We start from the raw sequence: 25,967 nt of genomic DNA, 5'->3' as shown, positions 1-25,967 counted from the left end.
GGCGTGGTGGGGTCCGGTGGAGGGCGTCAGCCCTTGGTGCCGCCGGCGGTGAGGCCGGTGACCAGGTTCCTCTGCACCAGGTAGAAGAACACCGTCACCGGTATCGCGATCAGCACCGCGGTGGCGGCCATGTAGTTCCACTGCGCGTCGTGCTCGCTGACGAAGGTCTGCAGGCCGACGGCGAAGGTGTACTTGGAGTCGTCCAGCAGGAAGGTCGTCGCGAAGGCGACCTCGCCGACGGCGGTGATGAAGGTGTAGAACGCGGCGACGGCCAGGCCCGGGCGGGCCAGCGGCAGGATCAGCCGGAAGAAGGTGCCGAAGGGGGTGAGCCCGTCCACGCGTCCGGCCTCGTCGATCTCGAAGGGGATGGTGTCGAAGTACCCCTTGAGCAGCCAGGCGCTGTACGGCACGGCGGTGGAGCAGTTGACGGCGATCAGCGCCCAGTAGGTGTCGATGAGGCCGAGTTCGCTGAAGATCTCGTACATCGGCACGATCAGGATGGCGATCGGGAAGGCCTGGGTGAGCAGCAGGACCCACATCAGCTGCTTGTAGCCGGGAAACCGCATCCGGGAGACCGCGTAGCCGGTGGTGGCGGCGACGAGGACACCGATGACGGTGGTGCCGAGGGCCACGATCATCGTCGACCGGAACCAGTCGAAGAAGCCGGTGTGCCGGAGCACGAAGTCGTAGTTGGAGAAGGTCAGCTTGCCCGCGATCCCGCCCGGGTGGAGGTAGTCGTCCTTGTCCGGGCCGAGGGACAGATAGCACAGCCAGGCCACCGGGGCGAGGGCGATCAGGCTGGCCAGGACGAGGCCGCCGTGCAGCAGGGCGGTGCCGAGCGGTCCGCGCTCGCCGCGCCGGCGGGTGCGGCGGACGGGCGCGGCGGCGGGGACCGGCGCGGTCTCGGTGGTGTCCGGGGTCGTGGTGCTCATGGCGGCGGCTCCTGCGGCGTCAGACGGCGAGCTGGTCATTGCGCTTCAGCCAGCGGAAGTAGAAGGAGGTGAAGACGGTGAGGATCGACAGCAGCAGCACGCCGTAGGCGGCGGACTGGGCGAAGTCGCGCGGCTGCTGGCCGAAGCCCAGCTGGTAGGCCCAGGTGACGAGGATCTGGGCGTCCGGGGCGGAGTTCTTGCCGAACAGCAGGAAGATGATGACGAACTGGTTGAAGGTCCAGATGACGCCGAGCAGGACCACGGTGGAGCTGACCGCGCGCAGCCCGGGCAGGGTGACGTGGCGGAAGCGCTGCCAGGCGCTCGCGCCGTCCATCTCGGCGGCCTCGTAGAGCGTGGAGTCGATGGACTGCAGCCCGCCGAGCAGCGAGAGCATCATGAACGGCACACCGCACCAGGTGTTCACCATGATCGCGGCGAACCGCTGCCAGAAGGTGTCCTCCAGCCACTCCGGCTGGGGCAGGTGGAGGCTGCCGAGGAGCTGGTTGAGCGCGCCGGAGTCGGCGAGCATGATCCGCCAGGAGAAGACGGTGACGAAGGTCGGCACGGCCCAGGGCAGGACGAGCAGCAGCCGGTAGACGGTACGGCCGCGCAGCTTCTGGTGGAGCATGAGCGCGAGGCCGAGCCCGAGGCAGTAGTGCAGGGCGACGCAGGCGGCCGTCCAGAAGACGGTCCACAGGAAGTGCGACCAGAACCGGTCGTAGGCCGTCGGGCCGAACAGGATGTCCTGGTAGTTGTCCAGGCCGACGAACTTATAGGTGGCGTCGATGTGGTTGACGCCGATCGTCCGCGCCGAATTGAGGCTGTTGGCGTCGGTCAGGGTCAGATAGAAACCGCGCGCCAGCGGGTAGCCGACGAGGACGCCGAGGACGACGACCACCGGAGCGATCATCGCGTAGGCGTACCAGTACTTCTGGAGGCCGTTGCGGACGCGCTGCCCCAGCCCGGGACGAGGCGCGCGGTCACCGCGGCGCTTGCCGGTGGCGCGGTCGATGGCGACTGTCATGGTTCGACACCTTCAAAGGATCAAGGGGATGGGCTGGGCGCGGGGCGGTGGCCGCCGGGCCTCTCCCTCCTTCACGGCGGGAGGGCCCGGCGGCCACGCGGGCTCACTTGGCGAAGCCGTCCACCAGCTTGGAGATGGCCAGCTCGGCGTTGCCCAGGCCCTTGTCCAGCGACTCCTTGCCGCCGCCGACCTTGGCCAGCTCGGTGTCGAGCGGGACCCACAGGGAGCTGTACTCGGGCAGCGCCGGGCGGGGCTGGGCGGCGGCCAGGACGCCCTGGTAGCCGGCGATGCCCGGGTCGGCCTTGACCGTCGCGGTGTAGGCGTCGGAGCGGGTGGGCAGGGTGGAGTTCTTCAGGGCCACGGTCGACTGGGCCTCGGCGGAGGTCATGAACTTCACGAACTCCAGGGCCGCTTCCTGGTGGGCCTTGTCCGAGCCGGCGTAGACCGACAGGTTGTGGCCGCCGGTCGGGGCACCCGCCTTGCCGGCGGAGCCGGCCGGGACGGTGGCGATGCCGAGGTTGTTCTTGTCCTTGAACGCCGAGCCCTTGTAGAAGTTGGTGATCTCCCAGGGGCCCTGGATGATCGCGGCGACCTTGCCGTTGACGAACGCGTCCTGGATGTGGGCGTAGGCGTCGGCGGTGGTGTCGGCCTTGTGCAGGCCCTTGCCGGAGAACAGGCTCTGCCAGGTGCCGTAGCCCTTCTTGGCGGCGGCCGAGTTCACGGTGATCTTCTTGGCGGCGACGTCGACGGTGTCGGTGCCCTCGCCGTAGAGGAACGGCTGGGCGTAGTAGGCCTGGGTGGAGCCCCAGTAGCCGTCGACGCCGGCCTTGTCCTTGATCTTCGCGGCGTCGGCCTTCAGCTCGTCCCAGGTCTTGGGCGCCTCGGTGATGCCGGCCTTCCGGAAGAGGGCCTTGTTGTAGACCAGCGCGAGGGTGTCGGTGACCAGCGGCACGCCGTAGGTCTTGCCGTCGTACTGGGCCTGCTTGATCAGGCTGGGCTGGAACTTGGCCTGGTCGGCGAGGGCCTCGGTGCCGTCCAGCGGCAGGAAGAAGCCCTTCTTGGCGAAGGCCGGGGTCCAGCCGACCTCGGAGCGCAGCACGTCCGGGGCGCCGGTGGCGCCGGCCGCGGTGTCGAACTTGTTCTGGGCCTGGTCGAAGGGCACGTTGACGTACTTGACCTTGACGTCCTTGTGCGCGGCCTCGAACTGCTTGACCAGGGCCTGGTACGTCGGCGCCTCATTGGTGGCGTTGGAGGTGTCCCACCAGGTGATGGTGACCGGGCCGTCCGACTTCCCGCTGTCGCTCCCGCCGCACGCCGTCGCCGTCAGGGCGAGGGACGCCACCAGCGCGGAGGCCGCTATGCCACGCCGCATGAGTTCTCCTTGAGGGTTAAGCCCGAGTGGTACAGGGGACGGTCCCGCCCGCTCCCTGCGACTTGCCGACTGCGCCGTTGCCGCGGCCGGGCGACAGGGAACGTAACAGCGATGTAAGCGCTGCGAAAGACCTTGCAGAAAAAAAGTGCAAGGGAACACGATGGTTACCCGGTCGTAACCGTTCGTCGGCCGACGGGCACTTGTGCAAGACTCTGCAAGCTCTTGCCACCATGACTCGAGGGAGCCGCGATGAGGCAGCAACCCACGGCGGGCCGTCCGGCCGTCCGCGCCCGGCGTCCGGCCGGTGTGCAAGGGCGGGGTCGACCGGTACAGTCCAGTGGCGTGACCACACGGCTTGCCGACATCGCTGCGCAGGCGGGGGTGAGCGAAGCGACCGTCAGCCGGGTCCTCAACGGAAAACCGGGCGTCGCCGCCACCACCCGCCAATCCGTGCTCGCCGCCCTGGACGTCCTGGGCTACGAGCGCCCGGTCCGGCTGCGCCAGCGCAGCGAGGGCCTGGTCGGGCTGATCACGCCGGAGCTGGAGAATCCGATATTCCCGGCCCTGGCCCAGGTCATCGGCCAGGCGCTGACCCGCCAGGGCTACACCCCGGTGCTCGCCACGCAGACCCCCGGCGGGTCGACCGAGGACGAGCTGACCGAGATGCTGGTGGACCGCGGGGTCGCCGGGATCATCTACGTCTCCGGGCTGCACGCCGACACCACCGCCGACATGCAGCGCTACGAGCGGCTGCGGGCGCAGGGCGTGCCGTTCGTGCTGGTGGACGGGTTCTCGCCGCAGGTGCAGGCGCCGTTCATCTCCCCCGACGACCGGGCGGCGATGACGCTCGCGGTGACGCACCTCGTCTCGCTCGGGCACACCCGGATCGGGCTCGCCCTCGGGCCCAAGCGGTTCGTGCCCGTGCAGCGCAAGATCGAGGGCTTCGTCCGGTCGATGCAGGACCAGTTGGGGCTCGCCGCGCAGACCGTGGAGAGCGAGCTGGTCCAGCACTCGCTGTACACACTGGAGGGCGGCCAGGCCGCGGCTGCGGCGCTGATCGAGCGGGGCTGCACGGCGGTGGTCTGCGCCAGCGACATGATGGCGCTGGGCGCGATACGCACGGCGCGGCAGCGGGGCCTCGAAGTGCCCCGGGACGTGTCCGTGGTCGGCTTCGACGACTCCCCGCTGATCGCCTTCACCGACCCGCCGCTGACGACGGTCCGCAAGCCGGTCCCGGCGATGGGGCAGGCGGCGGTGCGCACGCTGCTGGAGGAGATCGGCGGGACCCCGGCGCCGCACAGCGAGTTCGTGTTCATGCCGGAGCTGGTGGTGCGCGGCTCGACCGCCTCGGCGCCGCGCGCCTCGTAGCGGCGCCGCGGACGCCCCAGAAGGTGCGCCGCGGACCCAACCTTGGGATGATCGGCCGGGGAATCCTTTTCTGGCAGACTCTGTGACCATGAGTGACTCGACCGTGACAGAGCCGGACGGTCGCGAGAAGGTGGCCGCTCCGCGGGCCGTCACGGGCGAGAACGGGCAGGGTCCGGCCGGCCGGCCACGTCGCCGTCGCCGGCCCCGGCTGTGGTTCGAGATCCTTCTGGTCGCGGTGAGTTACTGGACGTACTCGCTGGTGCGCAACGCCGTCCCGGAACAGCGGACGGCGGCGCTGCGCAACGCGGACTGGATCTGGCGGGCCGAGCACGCGCTCGGCGTCGGCGTGGAGCAGACGATCAACCACGCGGCCGACTCGGTGACTTGGCTCATCATCGGAATGAACTACTACTACGCCACGCTGCACTTCGTCATCACGCTCGGAGTGCTGGTGTGGCTGTACCGGTGGCATCCCGGCCGGTACGCGGCGACCCGGCTGGTGCTGTTCACGACCACGGGTGTGGCACTGCTCGGTTACTATCTGTTTCCGCTCGCGCCGCCTCGGTTGATGCGCGGCGGGCACTTCGTGGACACCGTGATGGCACACCACACCTGGGGCTCGATGGCCTCCGGCGACCTCAAGCACATGTCGAACCAGTACGCGGCGATGCCGTCGATGCACATCGGCTGGTCGCTGTGGTGCGGGCTGACCGTGTGCGCGCTGGCGTCGGTGCCGTGGGCGCGGGTGCTGGGGCTGCTGTATCCGGTGGTCACCCTGGTGGTGATCGTCGCCACGGCCAACCACTTCTGGCTGGACGCGGTGGGCGGAGTGGTCTGCCTCGGCTTCGGCTACGCGACGGCCCGGCTCTGGTACGGCAGCCTGCCGTACGCACTGCCCCGGCTGGCCGCGCGGCCGGCGGGAGCCGGCGGACGGGCGCTGGGTTCGGCACCGTCCGTGTAGCGCGCGCACGCCGGTCCGCGTGGCGGAGATCCTCCACGACCGTGCGGGCCCGGCGGCCGGACACCGTCCGTACAGCCCGGCCCCGGCCCCTGCCGGGAACCGCGGCACCTCACGACCGGCCCGCACGGCACGGCCCCGCACCGGCACCCGCCACGGCCACCGGCCGGACCGTGCGATGCCGTCCCGGGTCAGTCCGCGTAGAACAGGTCGTCCACGACCGTGCGGGCCCGGCGGGCCGTGCGGCGGTAGGCGTCCAGCATGTCGCCGACGTGGCCGGCGCCGTAGCCGAGGTAGCGGCCCACGGCGGCCAGCTCGCGCGGCTCGGTGGGGAAGGTGTCCCCGGCCCGGCCGCGCACCAGCATCACCGCGTTGCGCACCCGGCTCGCCAGCACCCACGCCTCGTCCAGGATCTCCGTGTCCTCGGCGGACAGCAGCCCGGCCGCGCGCGCGGCGGCCAGCGCCTCGCGGGTCCGGGTGGTGCGCAGGCCCGGCTCGCGGTGGGCGTGGCGGAGCTGGAGCAGCTGCACCGTCCACTCCACGTCGGACAGGCCGCCGGGGCCCAGCTTGGTGTGCAGCTTCGGGTCGGCGCCGCGCGGCAGCCGCTCGGACTCCATCCGGGCCTTCAGCCGGCGGATCTCGCGCACGGCGTCCTCGCCGAGGCCCTTGGCCGGATAGCGCAGCGGGTCGATCAGCTCGATGAAGCGCCGGCCCAGGTCGGCGTCGCCGGCCACCGGCTCGGCCCGCAGCAGCGCCTGGGACTCCCAGACCAGGGACCAGCGGCGGTAGTACGCCTCGTACGACTTCAGGGTGCGCACCAGCGGGCCCGACTTGCCTTCCGGGCGCAGGTCGGCGTCGATGAGCAGCGGCGGGTCGGCGCTCGGCAGCTGGAGCAGCCGGCGCATCTCGGCGACGACCCGGTTGGCGGCGGCCGACGCCTCCTGCTCGGCCACGCCCTCCCTCGGCTCGTGCACGAACAGTACGTCGGCGTCGGAGCCGTAGCCCAGCTCGTGCCCGCCGAAGCGGCCCATGCCGATGACGGCGAACCGGGTGGGCAGGGTGTCGCCCCAGCCCTCCCGGACGACCGCGCGCAGAGTGCCCGCCAGAGTGGCCTTGGTGAGGTCGGAGACGGCCGCGCCGACCCGGTCCACCAGGGCGCCCTGGTCGGCCTCGGCGGGGTGGGTCTCGGTGCCGTAGGAGCCGACGATGTCGGCGGCCGCGGTGCGGAACAGCTCGCGGCGGCGGACGCCGCGGGCCGCCGTGACGCCCTGCGCGGCGTTCTCCGCGCGGCCCACGGCCGCGAGGACCTCCTGCTCCAGCGCGGCCTGCTGCCGGGGCGCGAGGCCGCCGCCGTCGCCGTCGCCGAGCAGGGCGACCGCCTCCGGGGCGCGCATCAGCAGATCGGGCGCGAGGCGGCCCGCCGACAGCACGCGGGCCAGGTTCTCCGCCGCCGCGCCCTCGTCGCGCAGCAGCCGCAGGTACCAGGGAGTCTTGCCGAGCGCGTCGGAGACCTTGCGGAAGTTCAGCAGGCCGGCGTCCGGGTCGGCGGAGTCGGCGAACCAGCCGAGCAGCACCGGCAGCAGGGTGCGCTGGATGGCCGCCTTGCGGGACACGCCGGAGGCCAGTGCCTCCAGGTGGCGCAGGGCGGCGGCCGGGTCGGCGTAGCCGAGGGCGATGAGGCGTTCCCGGGCCGCCTCCGCGCTCAGCCGGGCTTCTCCTGGGGCGAGCTGGGCGACCGCGTCGAGCAGCGGGCGGTAGAACAGCTTCTCGTGCAGGCGCCGTACGACCGTGGTGTGCCGCTTCCACTCGCGCATCAGCCCGGTCACCGGGTCGGTGCGCAGGCCCAGCGAGCGGCCGAGGCGGCGCAGGTCGGCCTCCGCCTCGGGGACGAGGTGGGTGCGGCGCAGGCGGTACAGCTGGATGCGGTGTTCCAGCAGGCGCAGGAAGCGGTACGCCTCGTTCAGCCGGGCCGCGTCCTCCCGGCCGACGTAGCCGCCGGCGGCGAGGGCCCGGAGGGCGTCCAGGGTGGTGCCGCTGCGCAGGGTGGGGTCGGTGCGGCCGTGCACCAGCTGGAGCAGCTGGACGGCGAACTCGACGTCGCGCAGGCCGCCGGGGCCGAGTTTGAGTTCCCGGTCGATCTCGGCCGCGGGAATGTTCTCCACGACGCGGCGGCGCATCTTCTGCACGTCGGGGACGAAGTTCTCCCGCTCGGCCGCCTGCCAGACGAGGGGTTGCAGCGCGTCGAGGTACGCCTGGCCGAGTGCCGGGTCGCCGGCCACCGGGCGGGCCTTGAGCAGGGCCTGGAACTCCCAGGTCTTGGCCCAGCGTTGGTAGTAGGCGAGGTGGCTGCTGAGGGTGCGCACGAGGGGGCCGTTGCGGCCCTCGGGGCGGAGGTTGGCGTCCACCGGCCAGATGGAGCCCTCCACCGTCGTCTCGGAGCAGATCCGCATCAGGTGGGAGGCGAGTTTCGTCGCGGACCTGAGGGCCTGGGGTTCGGGGGTGTCCTCCGCGGGTTCCGCCACGAAGATCACGTCGACGTCGGAGACGTAGTTCAGTTCGTGGCCGCCGCACTTGCCCATCGCGATCACCGCGAGGCGGCAGGCGGCGGCGTCCTCGGGGGCGGCTTCCTCCGCGAGGGCCAGGGCCGTGCGGAGGGTGGCGGTGGCCAGGTCGGCGAGTTCCGCGGCGGTCTCGGCGACGTCCGTGGTGCCGCAGACGTCCCGGGCGGCGATGGACAGCAGGCACCGGCGGTAGGCGACGCGGAGCGTGACCGGGTCGGTGGCCTCGGCCAGGCCCTGTTCGAACTCGGTGACGCCCGGGTGGAGGTCGTGCGGTTCGTAGGTGACCAGGGCGTGCCAGTCGGTGGGGTGGCGGGCCAGGTGGTCGGCGAGGGCGGTGGAGGCGCCGAGGATGCCGAGGAGGCGGTCGCGCAGGGGCTTGGCCGCGACGAGGGTGTCCAGCAGTTCGCGGTGGGCGGTGGGGGTGGGCTGGGCCTCCAGCAGGCGGACCAGGCCGTGCAGGGCGAGGTCGGGGTCGGCGGTGGCGCCGAGGGCTTCGAGGAGGACCGGGTCGTTGCGGACGGTCGCCAGTTCGGGGCCGTCCAGGAGGCGTTCGGCGGCGGAGGGGTCGGTGAAGCCGTGTCGGAGCAGACGGGTGAAGGTGCTGCTGCTGCGCCCCGGCGTCATGTCCGTGGCCTCCTTGAGGGGTGAGCGTTGTCCTGGCCAGAGCCTAACCGGAGGGGCGGGGGTGGCCTCCGGCCGTGGGTGGGGGTGGCGGTGATTCGCCGCCTGCGGGTGCGTGGCTCGTGTGCGGCGCCTGGCTGTGTGGGGACGTGGCCCGTGCGGGTGCGTGGCCGCGCTGCGGCGGCCCGTGCGGGCGCGTCGTGGCGGGGCGCGGTGCCTGCGGCGGCCTGTGCGTGCGCGTCGTGGCGGGGCGCGGTGCCTGCGGCGACCCGTGCGGGTGCGTCGTGGTCGCGGTCGCGCCTGCCGTGCGTTCGGCGTCGGGGCCGCGACGGGCAGTGTCTGTCCTCGGTCCGGCGCCCTGTCTCTCGTGCGTTTCCGGACTTTTCGCCGGCCGCTGCGGGCGGACACGACCCGCCACGTCCCCTTCCCGCCGTGCGCGGCCGCGGGTCCGCGCCGCCTCCCTACTGCCCCGCCGGTGTCCCCTCCGTCGCTGCCCTCTGGTGCGGGAGCCCGTTCGCGCTCAATAGCTCCCGCATCGTCTCGGCCGCCTTCGGGGCCGCGTCCGCGCAGCAGTTGTTGAAGAGGAGGTGCAGCTCGGTCGCGGCCGCCGCCAAGGTACGGACGCGCGGGAGCCACTCGGTGAGTTCCCGCTCGGTGTAGGTGTGGCGGAAGCGCTCCTCTTTGGTGCCGGTGCGCCAGTGGGGGCTGCGGCCGTGGAAGCGGACGACGGCCAGGCGGGGGGTGGTGACGGGGACGGGGTGCCGGTCCTCGGGGGTGTCCGTGGCGACCGCCGTGGCGTTCAGGTCCTTCAGGAAGGCGGTCGTACGGGCCGCGTGGGCGGGGTGCCACCAGGCGGGGTCGCGGAACTCCACGGCGAACGGCCAGCCGTGGGCGCGTTCGCGGGCGGTGCGGATGAAGGTCTCGGCCTCGGGGCCGGGGTGGAGGGAGGCCGGGTACTGGAAGAGGAGGGTGCCGAGGCGGCCGGAGTGGAGCAACGGGGTCAGGGCCTCGGCGTAGCGGGTCCAGACTTCCGTGCGCAGGGCCTCGTCGCGGGGGCGGCCGCGCAGGTCCGGAGGGAGGGCGGCGGGGCGGGTGGGGTGGCCGGTGAGGAAGGAGAACGCCTTGACGTCGAAGCGGAATCCGGGCGGTGTGCGCTCCGCCCAGTGGGTGGTGGTGCGGGCGGAGGGCAGGGCGTAGTACGGGGAGTCGGATTCCACCAGCGGGAAGCGGGTCGCGTAGTGGCGCAGGCGTTTTTCGGGGTCGCGGTGGCCCGGTGGGTACCAGCCGCTCTTGAGCAGGTGGGGGTCGGTCCAGCCGCAGGTGCCGATGAGGATGTCCGCCATGGGAGCGCAAGTACCCGGCGTTCATCGGGTCTTCACCCGTGAGGTCGGCCCGCGTGGGGCGCGGGATTGTTGGCGTGTGCATGCTCTGTCCGCACCGCCAGCCGTCCATCCATTTCCGGAGGTCGATGTGTCCGGCAGTTCCGTGTACCGCCGTGCCCGTGCCGTGGTGGCCGCCACGGCGGCCCTCGCCGCGGCCGCGATCGGGCTGTGGACCGGGCTCGGCCAGGAGTCCGCGCACGCCGCGGGCGCCGTGCCCAGCCCGGACCACGTGGTCGTCGTGGTCTTCGAGAACCACGCGTACAGCCAGGTCATCGGGTCGTCCAGCGCGCCGTACATCAACTCGCTGAAGGCGGGAGGTGCCGATCTGACCCAGTCGTACGCCGAGACCCATCCGAGCCAGCCGAACTACTTCGCGATGTTCTCCGGGTCCACCCAGGGGATCACCGACGACAGCTGTTACACCCCGGGCTTCTCGAAGGCGCCCAACCTCGCGTCCGAGATGATCGCCGCCGGCCGCAGCTGGGCCAGCTACAACGAGACCCTGCCGAGCCAGGGTTCGACGACGTGCGGCAGCGGTGACTACGCGCGCAAGCACAACCCGTGGTTCGGGTTCTCCAACGTGCCCACGTCCAGCGCCAAGACGTTCGCGCAGTTCCCCACCGACTACTCGACGCTGCCCCAGCTGTCGTTCGTGGTGCCGAACCTGTGCAGCGACATGCACGACTGCTCGGTGTCCACCGGTGACACCTGGCTGAAGAACAAGCTGGGCGCGTACGCGACCTGGGCCAAGACCCACAACAGCCTGCTCGTCGTCACCTTCGACGAGGACAACCGGCTGAGCGGCAACCGGATCCCGACGGTGTTCTACGGGCAGCCCGTCGCCGCCGGCTCCTCCTCCGGCACCACGTACAACCACTACGACCTGCTGCGCACCCTGGAGGACACCCAGGGGCTGAGCACGCACGCGGGCAACGCGGCCTCCGCCAAGGACATCACCGGCATCTGGGCGTCCTGACGTGTACGTAGCGGACAGCCGTGCCAGTACGTCCGCTCATGACGCCGTCCGGCCCCCGGCCGGGCGGCGCCGTGCGGCGGTCGCGCCGACCGTGCTCGCGCTGGGCACGGTGAGCCTGGTCACCGACATCTCGTCGGAGATGGTGACGGCGGTGCTGCCGCTGTACCTGGTGAGCGGGCTGGGACTGTCACCGTTGGGATTCGGGCTGCTGGACGGCGTCTACAACGGGTTCTCGGCGCTCGTCCGGCTGGTCGGCGGGCACTTCGCCGACCGCGGCGGCGGACGCCACAAGTGGGTCGCCGGGCTGGGCTACGGCATCTCGGCCGTGTGCAAGCCGCTGCTGCTGGTGGCGCACTCGCTCACCCCGATCGGCATCGTGCTCGCCGCCGACCGGACCGGCAAGGGACTGCGGACGGCGCCCAGGGACGCGCTGATCTCGCTGTCCAGCACACCCGCGACGCGCGGCCGGGCCTTCGGGGTGCACCGGGCGATGGACACCGCCGGGGCGCTGCTCGGGCCGCTGGCGGCGTTCCTGATCCTGCGGGCCACCGTCGACGGCTACGACGCGGTGTTCACCGTCAGCTTCTGCGTCGCCGTGCTGGGCGTGCTGGTGCTGGTGCTGTTCGTGCCGGGCGGGCGGGGCGCGGCGGCGGCGGGACAACGGCCGACGCTGCGGGCCGCGTTCGGCCTGCTGCGCCGCCGCGACCTGCGCCGGATCACCGTGTGCGCGCTGCTGCTGGGCCTGGCCACGGTCAGCGACTCCTTCGTGTACCTGCTGCTCCAGCGCCGGCTCGGGGTGCCCGACCGCTGGTTCGCGCTGCTGCCGCTGGGCACGGCCGCCGCGTTCCTGCTGCTGGCGATGCCGCTCGGCCGGCTCGCGGACCGGGTCGGCCGCTGGACGGTCTTCCTCGTCGGCCACGGCGCCCTGCTCGCCGGGTACGGGCTGCTGCTCGGCTCCTGGCACGGCACGGCGCTGCCCTGGCTGGTGCTGGCCCTGCACGGCTGCTTCTACGCGGCCACCGACGGCGTGCTGATGGCCGCCGCCTCCGACAGCGTGCCGGAGGCGCTGCGCTCCTCCGGGCTGGCCGTCGTACAGACCGGGCAGGCGCTGACCCGGTTCGCCTGCTCGCTGCTGTTCGGCGCGGCCTGGACGGCGTGGGGCGACCGGGCGGCGCTGGCCGGGGCGGCGGTGGCGCTCGTGGGGTGCGTGGCGTTCGCCCTGACGCTGCGTCCGAAGGGAGTGGTGGGCGCGTGAGCGTACGCAACCGGGTGCTGGTCCTCGTCGCGGCCCTCGCCGTGCTCGCGGCGGTCGGGCTGGCCGCCGTCCTGCACGCCTCCGCGCGGGCCGAGCGCCGTGAGCACACGCAGGCGGGCGGGCCGCGCGTCACGTCCGGCGCGGTGTCGCTGCGCGCCTCCGGGCGGCTGGTGTTCCGGAACCTGGCGTGGGGGCCGCACCGGGACGAGCTGACGGCCGTCCCGGCCGGTGATCCGGACGGGCCGCGCACCGCCGCCGGGCTCAAGTGCCTGCGCTTCTACGCCGCCGCGGGCACCGGAGTGTGCCTCCAGGCCGTGCACGGCCCCGTGTCGGACACCTACCGCGCGCTGGTCCTGAACGCCGGCCTGCGCACCCGGCACCGCTACGACGTGCCCGGCATCCCCTCCCGCGCCCGCGTCTCCCCCACCGGACACTTCGCCGCCTGGACGGCGTTCGTGGGCGGCGACTCGTACGCCGGGACGGACTTCTCCACCCGGACGGCGGTCGTGGACACCCGCAGCGGGAAGCTGATCCCTTCCCTGGAGGCGTTCCGGATCGTCAAGGACGGGCGCGCCTACCGGGCGGCGGACGTCAACTTCTGGGGCGTGACGTTCGCGGACGACGACCGTACGTTCTACGCGACGCTGGCGACGAAGGGCCGCACGTACCTGGTCCGCGGCGACCTGCGCGCGCGGACGGTCACCACCTTGCACGCCAACGTCGAGTGCCCGTCGCTGTCGCCGGACGGCACCCGGGTCGCGTACAAGAAGCGGGTGGCGGGGCTGCCTAAGGACGCGCCCTGGCGGCTGTACGTGCTCGATCTGCGCACGCTGCGCGAGACGGCGCTCGCCGAGCCGCGCAGCGTGGACGACCAGGCGGTGTGGCGGGACGCGCACACGCTCGTGTACGCCCTGCCCGGCGACTACGGCGCCGACCTGTACCAGGTCCCGGCGGACGGATCGGGCCGGGCACGCGAGATCAGCCGGGCCGCGGTGTCACCGGCGTACCTCGGATAGCCGTTCGCTTGCGTCGACGCGGGGCCGGGTCGTGCGCCATCCGGATGATCTCCCGTCGCCGCCGCCCGGCCGCCCGGCGGACCGCCCCGGAGACTGTGCCGGGCGGCGGCCGGGCGGCCGCCGGGAGAGGGCAGGGCACGGGATGAGCGAGAGCAGGATCCTGGTGGCGGTGCCGGAGCACCCGCGCGCGGAGAGCGCCGCCGCCGAGCAGTTGCGGAAGATCCGGGAGGCGGTGGAGGGGGACGGCTTCGGCGTGCGCTGGGCCGTCACCGCGGAGGACGCCGACGCGGTGCTGCGCACCGAGGCGGGACTGGCGGCGGCCCTGGTCGCCTGGGACCTGCCCGGGAGCCCGCGGGCCGGCGACGGTCCCGGGGCGGCGCTCGCCGGGCCGGCCGGCACCGTCGACGGGGAGCCGGGCGGGGCCGCCGTACTGCGCCGCATCGGGCGGCGCTACCGGGATCTGCCGGTGTTCCTGGTGATGGCCGCCGAGGAGGGCATGCAGGAACTGCCGCTGTGGGTGTCGGAGACGGTGGTCGGATACGTCTGGCCCCTGGAGGACACCCCCGGATTCATCGCGGGCCGCGTCACCAGCGCGGCCCGCGACTACCGGGAGGACGTGCTGCCGCCGTTCTTCCGGGCGCTGCGCCGCTTCCACGACGCGCACGAGTACTCCTGGCACACGCCGGCCCACTCCGGTGGCGTCGCCTTCCTGAAGTCGCCCGCCGGGCGGGCCTTCCACGACTACTTCGGCGAGCGGCTGCTCCGTTCCGACCTGTCGATCTCGGTGGAGGGCCTGGGCTCGCTGTTCGAGCACACCGGGCCCATCGGCGAGGCCGAGCGCAACGCGGCCCGCGTCTTCGGCTCCGACCTCACCTACTTCGTGCTGCACGGCGACTCCACCTGCAACCGCCTGGTGGGCCACTTCAGCGTGACGCAGGACGAGTTGGCGCTGGTGGACCGCAACTGCCACAAGTCGGTGCTGCACGGGCTGGTGGTCTCCGGCGCGCGGCCGGTCTACCTCATCCCGACCCGCAACGGCTACGGCCTGGCCGGCCCGCTGCCCCCGGCCGAGCTGGCGGCGGACTCGATCGCCGCCCGGATCGCCGCGCACCCCCTCGCCGAGGGTGCCGCCTCCCGCGACCCCCAGTACGTGGTGTTCACCAACTCCACGTACGACGGCCTGAGTTACGACGCCGTACCGGCCGCGAAGGCGCTCGCGGCCAGCACGCCCCGGGTGCACTTCGACGAGGCGTGGTTCGCCTACGCCCGCTTCCACCCGCTGTACGCGGGCCGGTACGGCATGTCCGTGGACGAGGCGGCATTCCCCGGCCCCGACCGGCCGACGGTGTTCGCCACGCAGTCCACGCACAAGCTGCTGGCCGCGCTGTCGCAGTCGGCGATGGTGCACGTACGGCCGGCGCCCCGGGCCCCGGTGGAGCACGACCGGTTCAACGAGGTGCTGATGATGCACGGCACCACCTCGCCGCTGTATCCGATGATCGCCTCGCTGGACGTGGCGACGGCGATGATGGACGGGCCGCAGGGCGAGTGGCTGGTGGACGAGGCGGTCACCGAGGCCATCCGGTTCCGGCAGGAGATGGTGCGGCTGGGACGGCGGGTGGCGAGCGCCGGGGACCGGCCGCCGTGGTTCTTCGGCGTCTGGCAGCCGCAGGAGGTCACCGACCCGGCGACGGGCAAGCGGCTGGCCTTCGACGAGGCCCCGCCGGAGCTGCTGGGCCGGGAGCAGTCCTGCTGGCTGCTGGAGCCGGGCGCGGCCTGGCACGGCTTCCCCGGGCTGACCGAGGGCCACTGCATGCTGGACCCGGTCAAGGTCACGCTGACCTGTCCCGGGATCACGGCGACCGGCGAGATGGCCGAGGAGGGCATCCCGGCGCGGGTGCTGACGGCGTACCTGGCCACCCGGAACATCGTGGTCGAGAAGACGGACAGCTACACCACGCTGATCCTGTTCTCCATGGGCATCACCAAGGGCAAGTGGGGCACGCTGCTGGACGCCCTGATGGACTTCAAGGCCCTCTACGACACCGATGCCCCGCTGGACCGCGTCCTGCCCGAGGCGGTCGCCGAGCATCCGCGCCGCTACTCGGGGATGACCCTGCGGCAGCTGTGCCAGGAGATGCACGACGAGCTGCGCTCGGCCCGCCTGGTGGAGCTGCTGGACACCGCGTTCCAGGAGCTGCCGGAGCCGGTGCACCCGCCGCAGTACTGCTACCAGCGGCTGGTACGCGGCGGCACCGAGCGCGTCCGCATCGCCGACGCGGCGCAGCGGGTGGCGGCGGCGATGGTCACGGTGACCCCGCCCGGCATCCCGGTCCTCATGCCCGGCGAGTCCACCGGCGCCTCGGACGGCCCCCTCCTGCGCTACCTCACCGCCCTCGAAACCTTCGACCGCCGCTTCCCGGGCTTCCGCAGCGAGACCCACGGCGTGACGATCGACGAGGACACGGGCGACTACGAGATCGAGTGCCTGCTGCGGGACTGACGCCGGGACCGACGCCGTGACGGGCCGGCGGGTGCCGTCGCGGTCCTTGCGGCCCTCCCGGGCCCGGGCCCGGCCCGGGAGGGCTCACGGGGTCCGCTGCCCGGGGACGGGCCGGGGGCGGCGGCCGGCTCCGCGGGGCGCGTGCGCCCGGCCCTGCACCGGCAGTCCCCAGGCCCGGCGGACCGACCGCAGCAGCGATCTGGCCGTGTACGGCGACACGGCCAGCTCCTGCCTGGCCTCCGCGAGCAGCTGCGGGTCCCCGTCGGCAGACGCGAACGCCCTCTCGCTGCGTCGGGTGAAACCCTCCGTGCCGAAGACGTCCAGCAGGGTGAGCGAGAAATACGCGTAGGCCGACGCTTCGACCAGCAGTCTGGAGGTCTCCGCCCCGAGAGGCGGCAAGCCGCCGGAGAAGTCGAACTGGCGGCGTCCTTCCGCGAAATCGGTGAGGTCCCGGCGCAGGGCGCGCAGGTCGCCGGTTCCCGACTTCAGGCGCGCCATGAGCCTCCTGAAGGACTCCAGCACCGGACTCGCGGCCTCGGTCCATTCCTGCCGGCCGAGCAGGACGCGGAAGCCCGACAGGGTCTCGTACAGCTCGTCGAGGACGAGCGTCCGGGATATGTCCGACAGCTCGACCGTACCGGCCTTCTTCTCCGTCTCCATGACGCGGCGGCCGTAGCGCACCAGGTCTCTCGGGATGCCTCCGGACAGGGCGTGCACCAGTGCCACGTACGGGGGCGATATGCCCGGGGCCCGCTTCTGCAGAATCCTCCTGGACTGCGCGAGGGTGCCCGGCTGGACGTGGACGACGTCGTCGAGGGAGCTGTCGGTGGCGTCCCGGTAGGGCAGGCCTCTGCGGACGAAGGCGGCCCCGACGTCCTCGGCCACCGAGACGAGGTAGTGGACGTGGGGGACGCCGAAGACGGCCTTCACCTCGCCGAGGAAGGCGAGCGCCTTCACGTCGCTGCCCAGCCGGTCCAGCTCGTCGATGGCGATGACGGTCCGCTTTCCCTGCAGGGACCTGCTCAGGGCGATGTCCGACAGCAGTGCGCGGAAGTCCGCGACGAGTGCGGGGAGGTTCGGCGGAACGGTCGTGACGGCGGTCGCGTGCGAGCTGCCCAGGGAGACGATCTGGGAAGTGCCGAGAGTGAGGGTGGAGGTGGTGCTCTGGACGGTCTGAAGCCGGTACAGCTGATCGCGGCACCGCCTCACCAGGCGGGGCTCGCCCGGCTTGGGATTCCACTCGCCGATCTTGATGAGCGCCACACCGGTCAGCACGGACAGGACGCGCACCGGGTTGTCGTCGTCGGTGACCAGGTCGCGCAGGGCCGCATGACGGACATAGACGTAGGCGATGCCCGCCACGCTCAGCAGACGCCGGGCGGCGTGTATCCGCCGGTAGGAGATCTCCCACCGGCCGACGGACATGTGCCTGTCGTTGTCACGGGAGTCGGAGAACACGTACAGCAGGGCGCAGATCGCGAGGAGGACGAACGCGAAGTCGTCCGCCAGGAGCCGGTCCCAGTTGCGCTCCAGCTCCGGGTCGCGGAACACGGAGACGGCCGGCACGGCCACCAGCGTCAGGCCGATGGCGCCGGTGCCCCACACCCAGAGGTCTTTGAGCGCCCGCAGAACGACCCGGTTCTTCCTGGTCCTCCAGACCATGACGCCCAGCAGGGCGAGCGCCAGACCCGCTCCGATGTTCTCGCCCCGCCAGACGGCGGCCACGAGGCCGGTCACACCGTCCAGCAAGTGCCGCGTCTGCGCGGTGAGGAACGGTCCGTGCCGCTGCTCCAGGGAGCGCATCGCCGCGAAGGTGCCGAGGCCGATCAGGAGGACCGCCGGAAGGGCGTAGGACATCCATCCGGTGGTGCGCCGCACCCAGGGCAGCACGCGCCGCACGGCCCGCCCGGTCGTGGTGATCCGCGCGAAGTCGGGCGCCCGGTATCCCTCGCTCTCGATGTAGCGCTCGCACAGGGCGGAGAACAGGGAGACGATGAAGTCCTGGGGAGCGAAGGTGGCCGGCGCCGACGTCATCACCGAGAAGTCGTTCTCGGTCACACAGTGTTCGAGCAGGGTCGTCTTGCCGGAACCTCTGGGACCGCAGAGGGCGATGGTCCCGCCGTCCATGTGCCCCATTTTGCGCGTGAGCTGCTCCGCTCCGACGCTGTGCACGAAGTAGGGACGGCTCGCGCTGGTCCTGAATCCCTCATAGCTGTCCGGGAACAGCAACTCGTCCGGGTCGTCGCCGAGAAGGGCGTCCAGCACCCGTTTCACCAGCGGTTTCACTCCGTTGACCCGGAGGTCTTCCGCCCACGTGTTCCCCGCCCGGTCGGCCCGCATGGAGCGGAACGCCTGTACGGGGGCCAGGCAGAGGAACACCAGCACCAGGCCGAAGGTGCGCCGGCCCTCGGCGCGCGACAGCGCGGCCAGGGTCGCGACCGCGGCCAGAGCGGCGGTCGCGTAGACCGTGGCGCCCGGTCTGACCTGTAACCAGGACATCAGCGCGAGGAAGCAGAGAACCGGGGGGCTGCCGGTCCGCCAGTTCCAGGTCATCGCCCGCAGGCGGCCCGCCTGGTCGGCGTCGGACTTGCGGGCGGCGGACAGCTGCCGGCGGAAGGTGTCCAGGGTCGCCCGGGCGGGCTCCACGGCGCGGGTGGCGTTGGCCTCGGCGGCCATGGCGGAACGGATGGCCTCGGCGCTGGCGCCCGGACGCGCGCCCAGGCGCCTGGTGATGTCCGGCTCTTCGAGACAGAGTTCCACGGCCTTGCCGTAGATCTCCGCTTCTGCGCGGTCTTCCCAGACCACGCCGAGCAGCCGCTCGTAAAGCGAGCGGTACTGGTCGTCCATAGAGCCCCCTCCACGATGGGCCTGGATGATAGTGACGCCCGCCGGGGAGGGACAGCCGGGCGCCTCGCACACGGCCGAGCCGAAGAAGGGCCGGCGGTCGGATGACCGTCGGCCCCGCTCGGAACGGAAAGCGGCGCCTACAGCACCGGCAGGTTCTTCCGCAGCTCGAACGCGGTGACCTCGCTGCGGTACTCCTCCCACTCCTGGCGCTTGTTGCGGAGGAAGAAGTCGAAGACGTGCTCGCCGAGGGTCTCGGCGACCAGGTCGCTGCTCTCCATGAGGGTCAGGGCCTCGCCGAGGTTCTGCGGCAGGGGCTCGATGCCCATCGCGCGGCGCTCGGCGTTGGAGAGGGCCCAGACGTCGTCCTCGGCGCCCGGCGGGAGTTCGTAGCCCTCCTCGATGCCCTTCAGGCCGGCGGCGAGGAGGACGGCGTAGGCCAGGTAGGGGTTGGCGCCGGAGTCCAGGGAGCGGACCTCCACCCGGGCCGAGCCGGTCTTGCCGGGCTTGTACATCGGGACGCGGACCAGGGCGCTGCGGTTGTTGTGGCCCCAGCAGATGTACGACGGGGCCTCGCCGCCGGCGCCCGCCGTGCGCTCGGAGCCGCCCCAGATGCGCTTGTAGGAGTTCACCCACTGGTTGGTGACCGCGGAGATCTCCGCCGCGTGCCTGAGCAGGCCCGCGATGAAGGAGCGGCCGACCTTGGAGAGCTGGTACTCCGCGCCGGACTCGTAGAACGCGTTCCGGTCGCCCTCGAAGAGGGACAGGTGGGTGTGCATGCCGGAGCCCGGGTGCTCGGAGAACGGCTTCGGCATGAACGTCGCCTGGACCCCTTGCTCCAGCGCCACCTGCTTCATGACCAGGCGGAAGGTCATGATGTTGTCGGCGGTGGACAGCGCGTCGGCGTAGCGCAGGTCGATCTCCTGCTGGCCGGGCGCGCCCTCGTGGTGGGAGAACTCCACCGAGATGCCCATCGACTCCAGCATGGTGATCGCCTGGCGGCGGAAGTCCATGCCGACGTTGGTCGGGGTGTGGTCGAAGTAGCCGGAGTTGTCGGCCGGGGTGGGGCGGGAGCCGTCCAGCGGGCGGTCCTTCAGCAGGAAGAACTCGATCTCCGGGTGGGTGTAGAAGGTGAAGCCCAGGTCGGAGGTGCGGGCGAGGGCGCGCTTGAGGACGTAGCGCGGGTCGGCGAAGGACGGGGAGCCGTCCGGCATGAGGATGTCGCAGAACATGCGGGCCGTGCCGGGGGTCTCCGCGCGCCACGGCAGCACCTGGAAGGTACCCGGGTCCGGCTTGGCGATCATGTCGGACTCGTAGACCCGGGCGAAGCCCTCGATCGCGGAGCCGTCGAAGCCGATGCCCTCGTCGAAGGCCTGCTCCAGTTCGGCGGGGGCCACGGCGACGGACTTGAGGAAGCCCAGCACGTCCGTGAACCACAGGCGTACGAACCGGATGTCGCGCTCCTCCAACGTCCGGAGCACGAACTCCTGCTGCTTGTCCATCTTCCGCTTCCCCATCCTTGCTGGTCAGGCCGCCTGTCCCCCATACCGCGGGAGGCGGTCGGGCACCTGAGCATCCCACCACAACACCATTTCGCGCGCGTTGCGGACCTTGATCGCGGACGCGTCCACGTGCTGAACGCCTCTCGTACGGCGGGTGTACTGCGCTCTCGCCCATCTTGCCTGCTCGCACCGGTATCCGTAATGGCCGGTCCGCTTCCCTCGTGACCGACACCACCTCCGTTTAATTTGCATCTCAGATGCCAATTTTCTTACCGTGATGATCAGCCGAGTTCTCCGAGGAGTCCCGATGCTGACCGAACAGTCCGCAGCCACCGTCCGCGCCACCCTGCCCGCCGTCGGCGCGGCCATCGGCGAGATCACCGAGCGGTTCTACGACCGCCTCTTCGCCGCCCACCCCGAGCTGCTGCGGGACCTGTTCAACCGCGGCAACCAGGCCGCCGGCACCCAGCGGCAGGCCCTCGCCGGCTCCATCGCCGCCTTCGCCACGCACCTGGTCGCGCACCCCGACCGGCGGCCGGACGCGATGCTCGCCCGCATCGCCCACAAGCACGCCTCCCTGGGCGTGGCGCCCGAGCAGTACCAGGTGGTCCACGAGCACCTCTTCGCCGCGATCGCCGAGATCCTCGGCGAGGCCGTGACTCCCGAGGTCGCCGCCGCCTGGGACGAGGTCTACTGGCTGATGGCCAACGCGCTCATCGCGGTCGAGAAGCGGCTCTACGAGGAGAGCGGCGGCCCCGGCCCGCGCCGCTGGGAGGTGGTCGAGCGGGTCGAGGAGACCGCGGACGTCGTCACCTTCCGGCTGCGCCCGGCGGACGGCGGCCCGGTGACGGCCTTCCGCGCCGGACAGTACGTCTCCGTCGGCGTCACCCTGCCCGACGGCGCCCGGCAGATCCGCCAGTACAGCCTGACCGGGGCGCCGGCCGAGTCGGTGCGGCAGTTCAGCGTCAAGCGGGTGCGCGGCGGCGCGACCCCCGACGGCGAGGTCTCCGCCCACCTGCACGCGCACGTGCGGCCCGGCGACGTGCTGGAGCTGTCCGAGCCGTACGGCGACCTCGTCCTGGACGCCGGTGACACCGCTCCGCTGCTGCTCGCCTCGGCGGGCATCGGCGTGACCCCGATGATCGCGATGCTGGCCGACCTCGCCGCCGGCGGCCACCGCGGCCCGGTCACCGTCGTGCACGGCGACCGCTCCCCCGCCGACCACGCCCTGCGCGCCGACCACACCGCCTACGCCGGCAAGCTGGCCGACGCCGACGTGCGCTTCTTCTACGAGCGGGACGCCGAGCCCGGCACCCGCACCGGCCTGGTCGACCTGGCGGACCTCGCCGTACGGCCCGGCACGCGCGCGTACCTGTGCGGCCCGCTGCCGTTCATGCGCGCCGTCCGCGCCCAGCTGATCGGGAAGGGCGTGGCCCCGGCCGACATCCACTACGAGGTCTTCGGCCCCGACCTGTGGCTGGCGCGGGGCTAGGAACGCCTCAGTCCCGTTCCGCCGGCCCCCGTGAGATACCGAGCAGCAGGGGGCCGGTCGGGTCGGTGACGATGTCGGAGATCGTGACCGGGTCCAGGGTGGCGAAGAACGCCTCCTGGGCCCGTCGCAGCGCGCCCCGCAGCCGGCAGCCGGAGCGCAGCGGGCAGGCCGGCGTGCCCTCGCAGTCCACCACGTCGCCCTCGCCCTCGAAGGTGCGCACCACCGCGCCCACGGACGCCGTACGCCCCTTCTCCGTCAGCGCCAGCCCGCCGCCCCGGCCCCGGCGGGCGTCGACCAGGCCGAGGTGCTGGAGTTCGGCGACCACCTTCGCGGCATGCGTATAGGGCACTTCCATGTCGGCGGCGACCTGGCGCGTGGTGGGAGTGGCGTCGGCGGCGACGGCGAGTCGCATCAGGACGCGCAGGGCCAGATCGGTGGAGCGCAACAGCCGCATACCGCGAGCGTAGGTAATGCGCATCCTGGCTTCAAATTATCCGTGTGCTGTGCGGTCCCTACGGAAGCCGGCCTTTTCCGCATTACGATCAGCGGGCCCCACCGTCCCCACCCGCTCCTCTCCAAAAAGGACACGTCTCATGGGCTCCGGCAAGAACAACAGCACCGCGGCGCGCAAGGCGCGCATAGACGAGATGCGGCGCGCCGAGCGTGCCCGGGAACGCCGTAACCGGATCCTCGTCATCGCCGCCAGCGTGGTGGTCGTCGCCGGTCTCGTCGTCGGCGGCGTGGTGCTCGTGAACGGTCAGTCGGACGACAAGGACTCCACCGCGAGCGGTGACGCCAAGGGCTCCGGCGACTCCGGGCACTTCACCACCGGCAAGGACGGGGTGCGGACCTGGTCGGGCAAGCTGGCCCGGACGCACGTCACGACCAAGGTGTCGTACCCGATGCACCCGCCGGTCGGCGGCAACCACAACCCGGTGTGGCTGAACTGCAACGGCGACGTCTACACCGCGCCGGTGCCGGAGGAGAACGCCGTGCACTCGCTGGAGCACGGCGCGGTCTGGGTGACGTACACCGACAAGGCGCCGAAGGCGGACGTCGACGCGCTCGCGGCGAAGGTGAAGAACACGCCGTACTCGCTGATCAGCCCGTACGAGAAGCAGGACGCCCCGCTGCTGCTGTCGGCCTGGGGCCACCAGGTGGCGGTCAAGAGCGCCAAGGACCCGGAAGTGGACAAGTTCTTCGCCGAGTACGTCCAGGGCAAGCAGACGCCCGAGCCGGGCGCCTCGTGCACCGGCGGGGTCGTGAAGTGAGCCGGCGCTCTCTCGGCTGGGTCGCCGGGTCCGCGGCGGCGGTGCTGGTCGCGGCCGGCGCGATCACCTACGCGGTCGCCCAGGACGGCGGCGGTCCCGAGACGCGGACGCCGGGAGCGGAGTCCGCCGACGCGGGCTTCGCGCGGGACATGGCCGTCCACCACCAGCAGGCCGTCGAGATGTCGTACATCGTGCGGGACCGCACGAAGGACGAGGAGGTGCGGCGGCTCGCGTACGACATCGCGCAGACGCAGGCCAACCAGCGCGGGATGATGCTGGGCTGGCTGGATCTGTGGGGGCTGCCGAAGGTGTCGGCCGATCCGCCGATGACCTGGATGGGCATGGGCGACATGCCTCCCGGCGAGGACGGCGCGCTGATGCCGGGCATGGCGACCGACACCGAGCTGAACAGGCTCCGGTCGCTCAACGGCAAGCAGGCGGAGGTCCTCTACCTCCAGCTGATGACGGCCCATCACAAGGGCGGCGTCCACATGGCGGAGGGCTGTGCCGCCAAGTGCGCGGTCGGAGTGGAGAAGCGGCTCGCTCAGGGCATGGTCGAGGCACAGCGGTCGGAGATCGAGCTGATGGCGGGGATGCTCAAGGAGCGGGGCGCACGGCCCCGTTCGTGACACAAGGGCTCAAATCGTCGGAATCGAACGCTCCTTGAGCTTCTCTTGACTTCTACGTTCCCCTGGCATGAACGGTTCATCGCAAGAGTGACCCCCAGCGTGTGATCCATTGCGCGGCCGAACCGCCGCGGACCGGGCGCGGATCGCATGACGCACCAGCCACTACATGCATGCGAACCGCATCGCAGGGGGTTCTATGAGATCCAACCGCGCCACCATACGCGCCGGTGTGAGCATGGCAGCGACACTGCCGATGATCGCCGGCGCGCTGGCGCTGGGCATGCCGGCGGCGCACGCCGCCGACAGCCCCGCACGGGCCGTACTGAAGGGCACCAAGCCGCTGTGGGCCACGGCCCGGGCGGACAAGGGCGCGACCCCGGACAGCGCCCGGGTCAAGGCCCGCGTCTACCTGGCCGGCCGGGACGCCGCCGGCCTCGCCGCCTACGCCAAGGCGGTGTCCGACCCCGCCTCGCCGCTCTACGGCAAGTACCTGAGCGCCAAGAAGGTCCAAGCCCGCTTCGGCGCCACCAAGACGCAGGTCGCCGCCGTCAAGTCCTGGCTGACGTCGGCCGGCCTGACCGTCACCGCGGTCACCCCGCGCTACGTCGCCGTCTCCGGTGACGTGGCCGCCGCCGAGAAGGCCTTCGGCACCCAGCTGCACGACTTCGCCAAGGGCTCGAAGACCTACCGCGCCCCGGCCGCGACCGCCTCCGCCCCCGCCTCCCTGAAGGGCGCCGTCCTCACGGTCACCGGCCTGGACAGCGCACCGCACAAGGCGCGCCACGCCGACCAGCTCCCGCCTCCCGACGCGGTGTTCAAGAGCTCCGGCCCGTTCTCCTCGTACTACGGCTCGAAGCTCGCCACGACGCTCCCGGACGCCTACGGCGGCAAGATCCCGTACGCGGTCAAGGGCTACACCGGCAAGCAGCTGCGCGCCGCGTACGGCGCGGGCACGTACACCGGCCGCGGGGTCCGCGTCGCGATCACGGACGCGTACGCCTCGCCGACGATCGCCTACGACGCCGCGACGTACGCGGCGAAGAACGGCGACGCGGCCTGGAAGACCGGCCAGCTGCACCAGGTGCTGCCGAAGAACTACACCAAGACCGAGGAGTGCGGCGCGGCCGGCTGGTACGGCGAGGAGACCCTCGACGTCGAGGCGGCCCACGCGGTGGCCCCGAACGCCGAGGTGACGTACGTCGGCGCGGCCTCCTGCTACGACGACGACCTGCTGGACTCCCTCGGCAAGATCGTCGACGACCACCTGGCCGACATCGTCTCCAACTCCTGGGGCGACATCGAGGCCAACCAGACGCCGGACCTCGCCGCCGCGTACGACCAGGTCTTCCAGCTCGGCGCGGTGCAGGGCATCGGCTTCTACTTCTCCTCCGGCGACAACGGCGACGAGGTCGCCAACACCGGTACGAAGCAGGTGGACACCCCGGCCAACTCGGCGTGGGTGACGGCGGTCGGCGGCACGTCGCTGGCGGTCGGCAAGGGCGAGAAGTACCTCTGGGAGACCGGCTGGGGCACCCAGAAGGCGTCGCTGTCGGCCGACGGCAAGACCTGGGAGAACTTCCCCGGCGCGTTCACCTCCGGTGCGGGCGGCGGCACGAGCGCGACGGTCGCGCAGCCGTACTACCAGAAGGGCGTCGTCCCCGACTCCCTGGCCAAGGCCAACAACGCGGCCGGCAACCGGGTGGTCCCGGACATCGCGGCGATCGCCGACCCGAACACCGGGTTCCTGGTCGGCCAGACGCAGACCTTCCCGGACGGCACGGAGCAGTACAGCGAGTACCGCATCGGCGGCACGTCGCTGGCGGCGCCGGTCATCGCGGCGGTCCAGGCCCTGGCCCAGGAGGCCCGCGGCGGTGCGCCCCTCGGCTTCGCCAACCCGGCGATCTACGCCAAGTACGGCAAGCAGGGCGTCTACCACGACGTCACCGACAACCCGACGGGCTCCGGCCTCGCGGTGGCCCGCGTCGACTTCGCCAACGGCCTCGACGCGACGGGCGGCCTGCTGTACTCGGCCCGCAGCCTCGGCCGCGACAGCTCCCTGTCGGCGGTCAAGGGCTACGACGACGTGACGGGCGTCGGTTCGCCGGCGAACGGGTACGTGCAGTCGTTCCGGCGGCACTGAGTCGTTGCGCCGACCGGGGGCGTGGGGTTCTGCCTCACGCCCCCGTTGGTGTTGTTGCCGCTCTGAACGAAAGACTGACAACCCGCTTCCGCCGAGAATATGGTGGGCGGCTACGGGTCGG

Annotated in this window: 18 protein-coding genes; 10 read left to right on the top strand and 8 right to left on the bottom strand. The window is 72.0% G+C overall.

What is annotated here, in order from left to right:
• Positions 1-26: 26 nt before the first annotated feature.
• The 3 genes from SCK26_RS26780 to SCK26_RS26770 form a co-directional block, all read right to left on the bottom strand.
• Complete coding sequence (locus SCK26_RS26780) at positions 27-932, bottom strand: sugar ABC transporter permease (RefSeq protein ID WP_318203888.1); 906 nt, start codon at positions 930-932, stop codon at positions 27-29.
• 19 nt (positions 933-951) lie between these two features.
• Complete coding sequence (locus tag SCK26_RS26775) at positions 952-1,956, bottom strand: sugar ABC transporter permease (RefSeq protein WP_318203887.1); 1,005 nt, start codon at positions 1,954-1,956, stop codon at positions 952-954.
• Between the two features lie 103 nt (positions 1,957-2,059).
• Complete coding sequence (locus SCK26_RS26770) at positions 2,060-3,328, bottom strand: extracellular solute-binding protein (protein WP_318203886.1); 1,269 nt, start codon at positions 3,326-3,328, stop codon at positions 2,060-2,062.
• Between the two features lie 342 nt (positions 3,329-3,670).
• On the opposite strand from SCK26_RS26770, the gene SCK26_RS26765 reads away from it, so the two are divergent.
• Together SCK26_RS26765 and SCK26_RS26760 are read left to right on the top strand one after the other, a co-directional pair.
• Positions 3,671-4,696 carry a LacI family DNA-binding transcriptional regulator gene (locus SCK26_RS26765; protein WP_318203885.1) on the top strand — a complete coding sequence of 342 codons (1,026 nt, stop codon included), beginning with the start codon at positions 3,671-3,673 and terminating at the stop codon, positions 4,694-4,696.
• A gap of 88 nt (positions 4,697-4,784) precedes the next feature.
• Entirely contained in the window at positions 4,785-5,657 is an 873-nt protein-coding gene (locus SCK26_RS26760; protein ID WP_318203884.1) for a phosphatase PAP2 family protein, read from the top strand.
• Positions 5,658-5,845: 188 nt separating this feature from the next.
• Here the strand turns inward: SCK26_RS26760 and SCK26_RS26755 are convergent, their stop codons facing one another.
• Together SCK26_RS26755 and SCK26_RS26750 are read right to left on the bottom strand one after the other, a co-directional pair.
• On the bottom strand, positions 5,846-8,839 hold the full coding sequence (locus SCK26_RS26755) for a bifunctional [glutamine synthetase] adenylyltransferase/[glutamine synthetase]-adenylyl-L-tyrosine phosphorylase (protein ID WP_318203883.1): 2,994 nt from the start codon (positions 8,837-8,839) through the stop codon (positions 5,846-5,848).
• Positions 8,840-9,297: 458 nt separating this feature from the next.
• The gene (locus SCK26_RS26750) at positions 9,298-10,179 is read right to left on the bottom strand and encodes a DUF72 domain-containing protein (protein WP_318203882.1); all 882 of its coding nucleotides are present in this window, start codon (positions 10,177-10,179) and stop codon (positions 9,298-9,300) included.
• 127 nt (positions 10,180-10,306) lie between these two features.
• On the opposite strand from SCK26_RS26750, the gene SCK26_RS26745 reads away from it, so the two are divergent.
• The 4 genes from SCK26_RS26745 to SCK26_RS26730 all read left to right on the top strand — a co-directional run bounded on the left by SCK26_RS26745 (position 10,307) and on the right by SCK26_RS26730 (position 15,968).
• On the top strand, positions 10,307-11,194 hold the full coding sequence (locus SCK26_RS26745; RefSeq protein ID WP_318203881.1) for an alkaline phosphatase family protein: 888 nt from the start codon (positions 10,307-10,309) through the stop codon (positions 11,192-11,194).
• Position 11,195: 1 nt separating this feature from the next.
• A complete protein-coding gene (locus tag SCK26_RS26740) occupies positions 11,196-12,449 on the top strand; it encodes an MFS transporter (protein ID WP_318203880.1) in 1,254 nt (417 codons plus the stop codon).
• Complete coding sequence (locus SCK26_RS26735) at positions 12,446-13,465, top strand: TolB-like translocation protein (RefSeq protein WP_318203879.1); 1,020 nt, start codon at positions 12,446-12,448, stop codon at positions 13,463-13,465. Before SCK26_RS26740 ends, SCK26_RS26735 begins: the two co-directional genes overlap by 4 nt.
• Positions 13,466-13,607: 142 nt before the next feature.
• Entirely contained in the window at positions 13,608-15,968 is a 2,361-nt protein-coding gene (locus SCK26_RS26730; protein WP_318203878.1) for an Orn/Lys/Arg decarboxylase N-terminal domain-containing protein, read from the top strand.
• A gap of 84 nt (positions 15,969-16,052) precedes the next feature.
• On the opposite strand, the gene SCK26_RS26725 is transcribed toward SCK26_RS26730, so the two are convergent.
• The gene (locus SCK26_RS26725; protein WP_318203877.1) at positions 16,053-18,815 is read right to left on the bottom strand and encodes a P-loop NTPase fold protein; all 2,763 of its coding nucleotides are present in this window, start codon (positions 18,813-18,815) and stop codon (positions 16,053-16,055) included.
• Between the two features lie 137 nt (positions 18,816-18,952).
• The gene (glnA, locus tag SCK26_RS26720; protein ID WP_318203876.1) at positions 18,953-20,314 is read right to left on the bottom strand and encodes a type I glutamate--ammonia ligase; all 1,362 of its coding nucleotides are present in this window, start codon (positions 20,312-20,314) and stop codon (positions 18,953-18,955) included.
• 307 nt (positions 20,315-20,621) lie between these two features.
• Here glnA and SCK26_RS26715 point away from each other — a divergent pair, with 307 nt between their 5' ends.
• The gene (locus SCK26_RS26715) at positions 20,622-21,806 is read left to right on the top strand and encodes a globin domain-containing protein (RefSeq protein WP_318203875.1); all 1,185 of its coding nucleotides are present in this window, start codon (positions 20,622-20,624) and stop codon (positions 21,804-21,806) included.
• Positions 21,807-21,813: 7 nt separating this feature from the next.
• On the opposite strand, the gene SCK26_RS26710 is transcribed toward SCK26_RS26715, so the two are convergent.
• Positions 21,814-22,260 carry an Rrf2 family transcriptional regulator gene (locus tag SCK26_RS26710; RefSeq protein WP_318203874.1) on the bottom strand — a complete coding sequence of 149 codons (447 nt, stop codon included), beginning with the start codon at positions 22,258-22,260 and terminating at the stop codon, positions 21,814-21,816.
• Positions 22,261-22,399: 139 nt separating this feature from the next.
• Between SCK26_RS26710 and SCK26_RS26705 the strand changes: the two genes are divergently transcribed.
• The 3 genes from SCK26_RS26705 (at position 22,400) to SCK26_RS26695 (ending at position 25,846) form a co-directional block, all read left to right on the top strand.
• Entirely contained in the window at positions 22,400-23,077 is a 678-nt protein-coding gene (locus SCK26_RS26705) for a DUF3105 domain-containing protein (protein ID WP_318203873.1), read from the top strand.
• Entirely contained in the window at positions 23,074-23,706 is a 633-nt protein-coding gene (locus SCK26_RS26700; protein ID WP_318203872.1) for a DUF305 domain-containing protein, read from the top strand. Before SCK26_RS26705 ends, SCK26_RS26700 begins: the two co-directional genes overlap by 4 nt.
• 196 nt (positions 23,707-23,902) lie before the next feature.
• The gene (locus SCK26_RS26695; protein WP_318203871.1) at positions 23,903-25,846 is read left to right on the top strand and encodes a S53 family peptidase; all 1,944 of its coding nucleotides are present in this window, start codon (positions 23,903-23,905) and stop codon (positions 25,844-25,846) included.
• Positions 25,847-25,967: the final 121 nt, after the last annotated feature.

The organism is Streptomyces sp. SCL15-4 (assembly GCF_033366695.1).
Taxonomy (GTDB): Bacteria; Actinomycetota; Actinomycetes; order Streptomycetales; family Streptomycetaceae; genus Streptomyces.
This window is presented reverse-complemented; position numbering and strand designations above follow the sequence as displayed.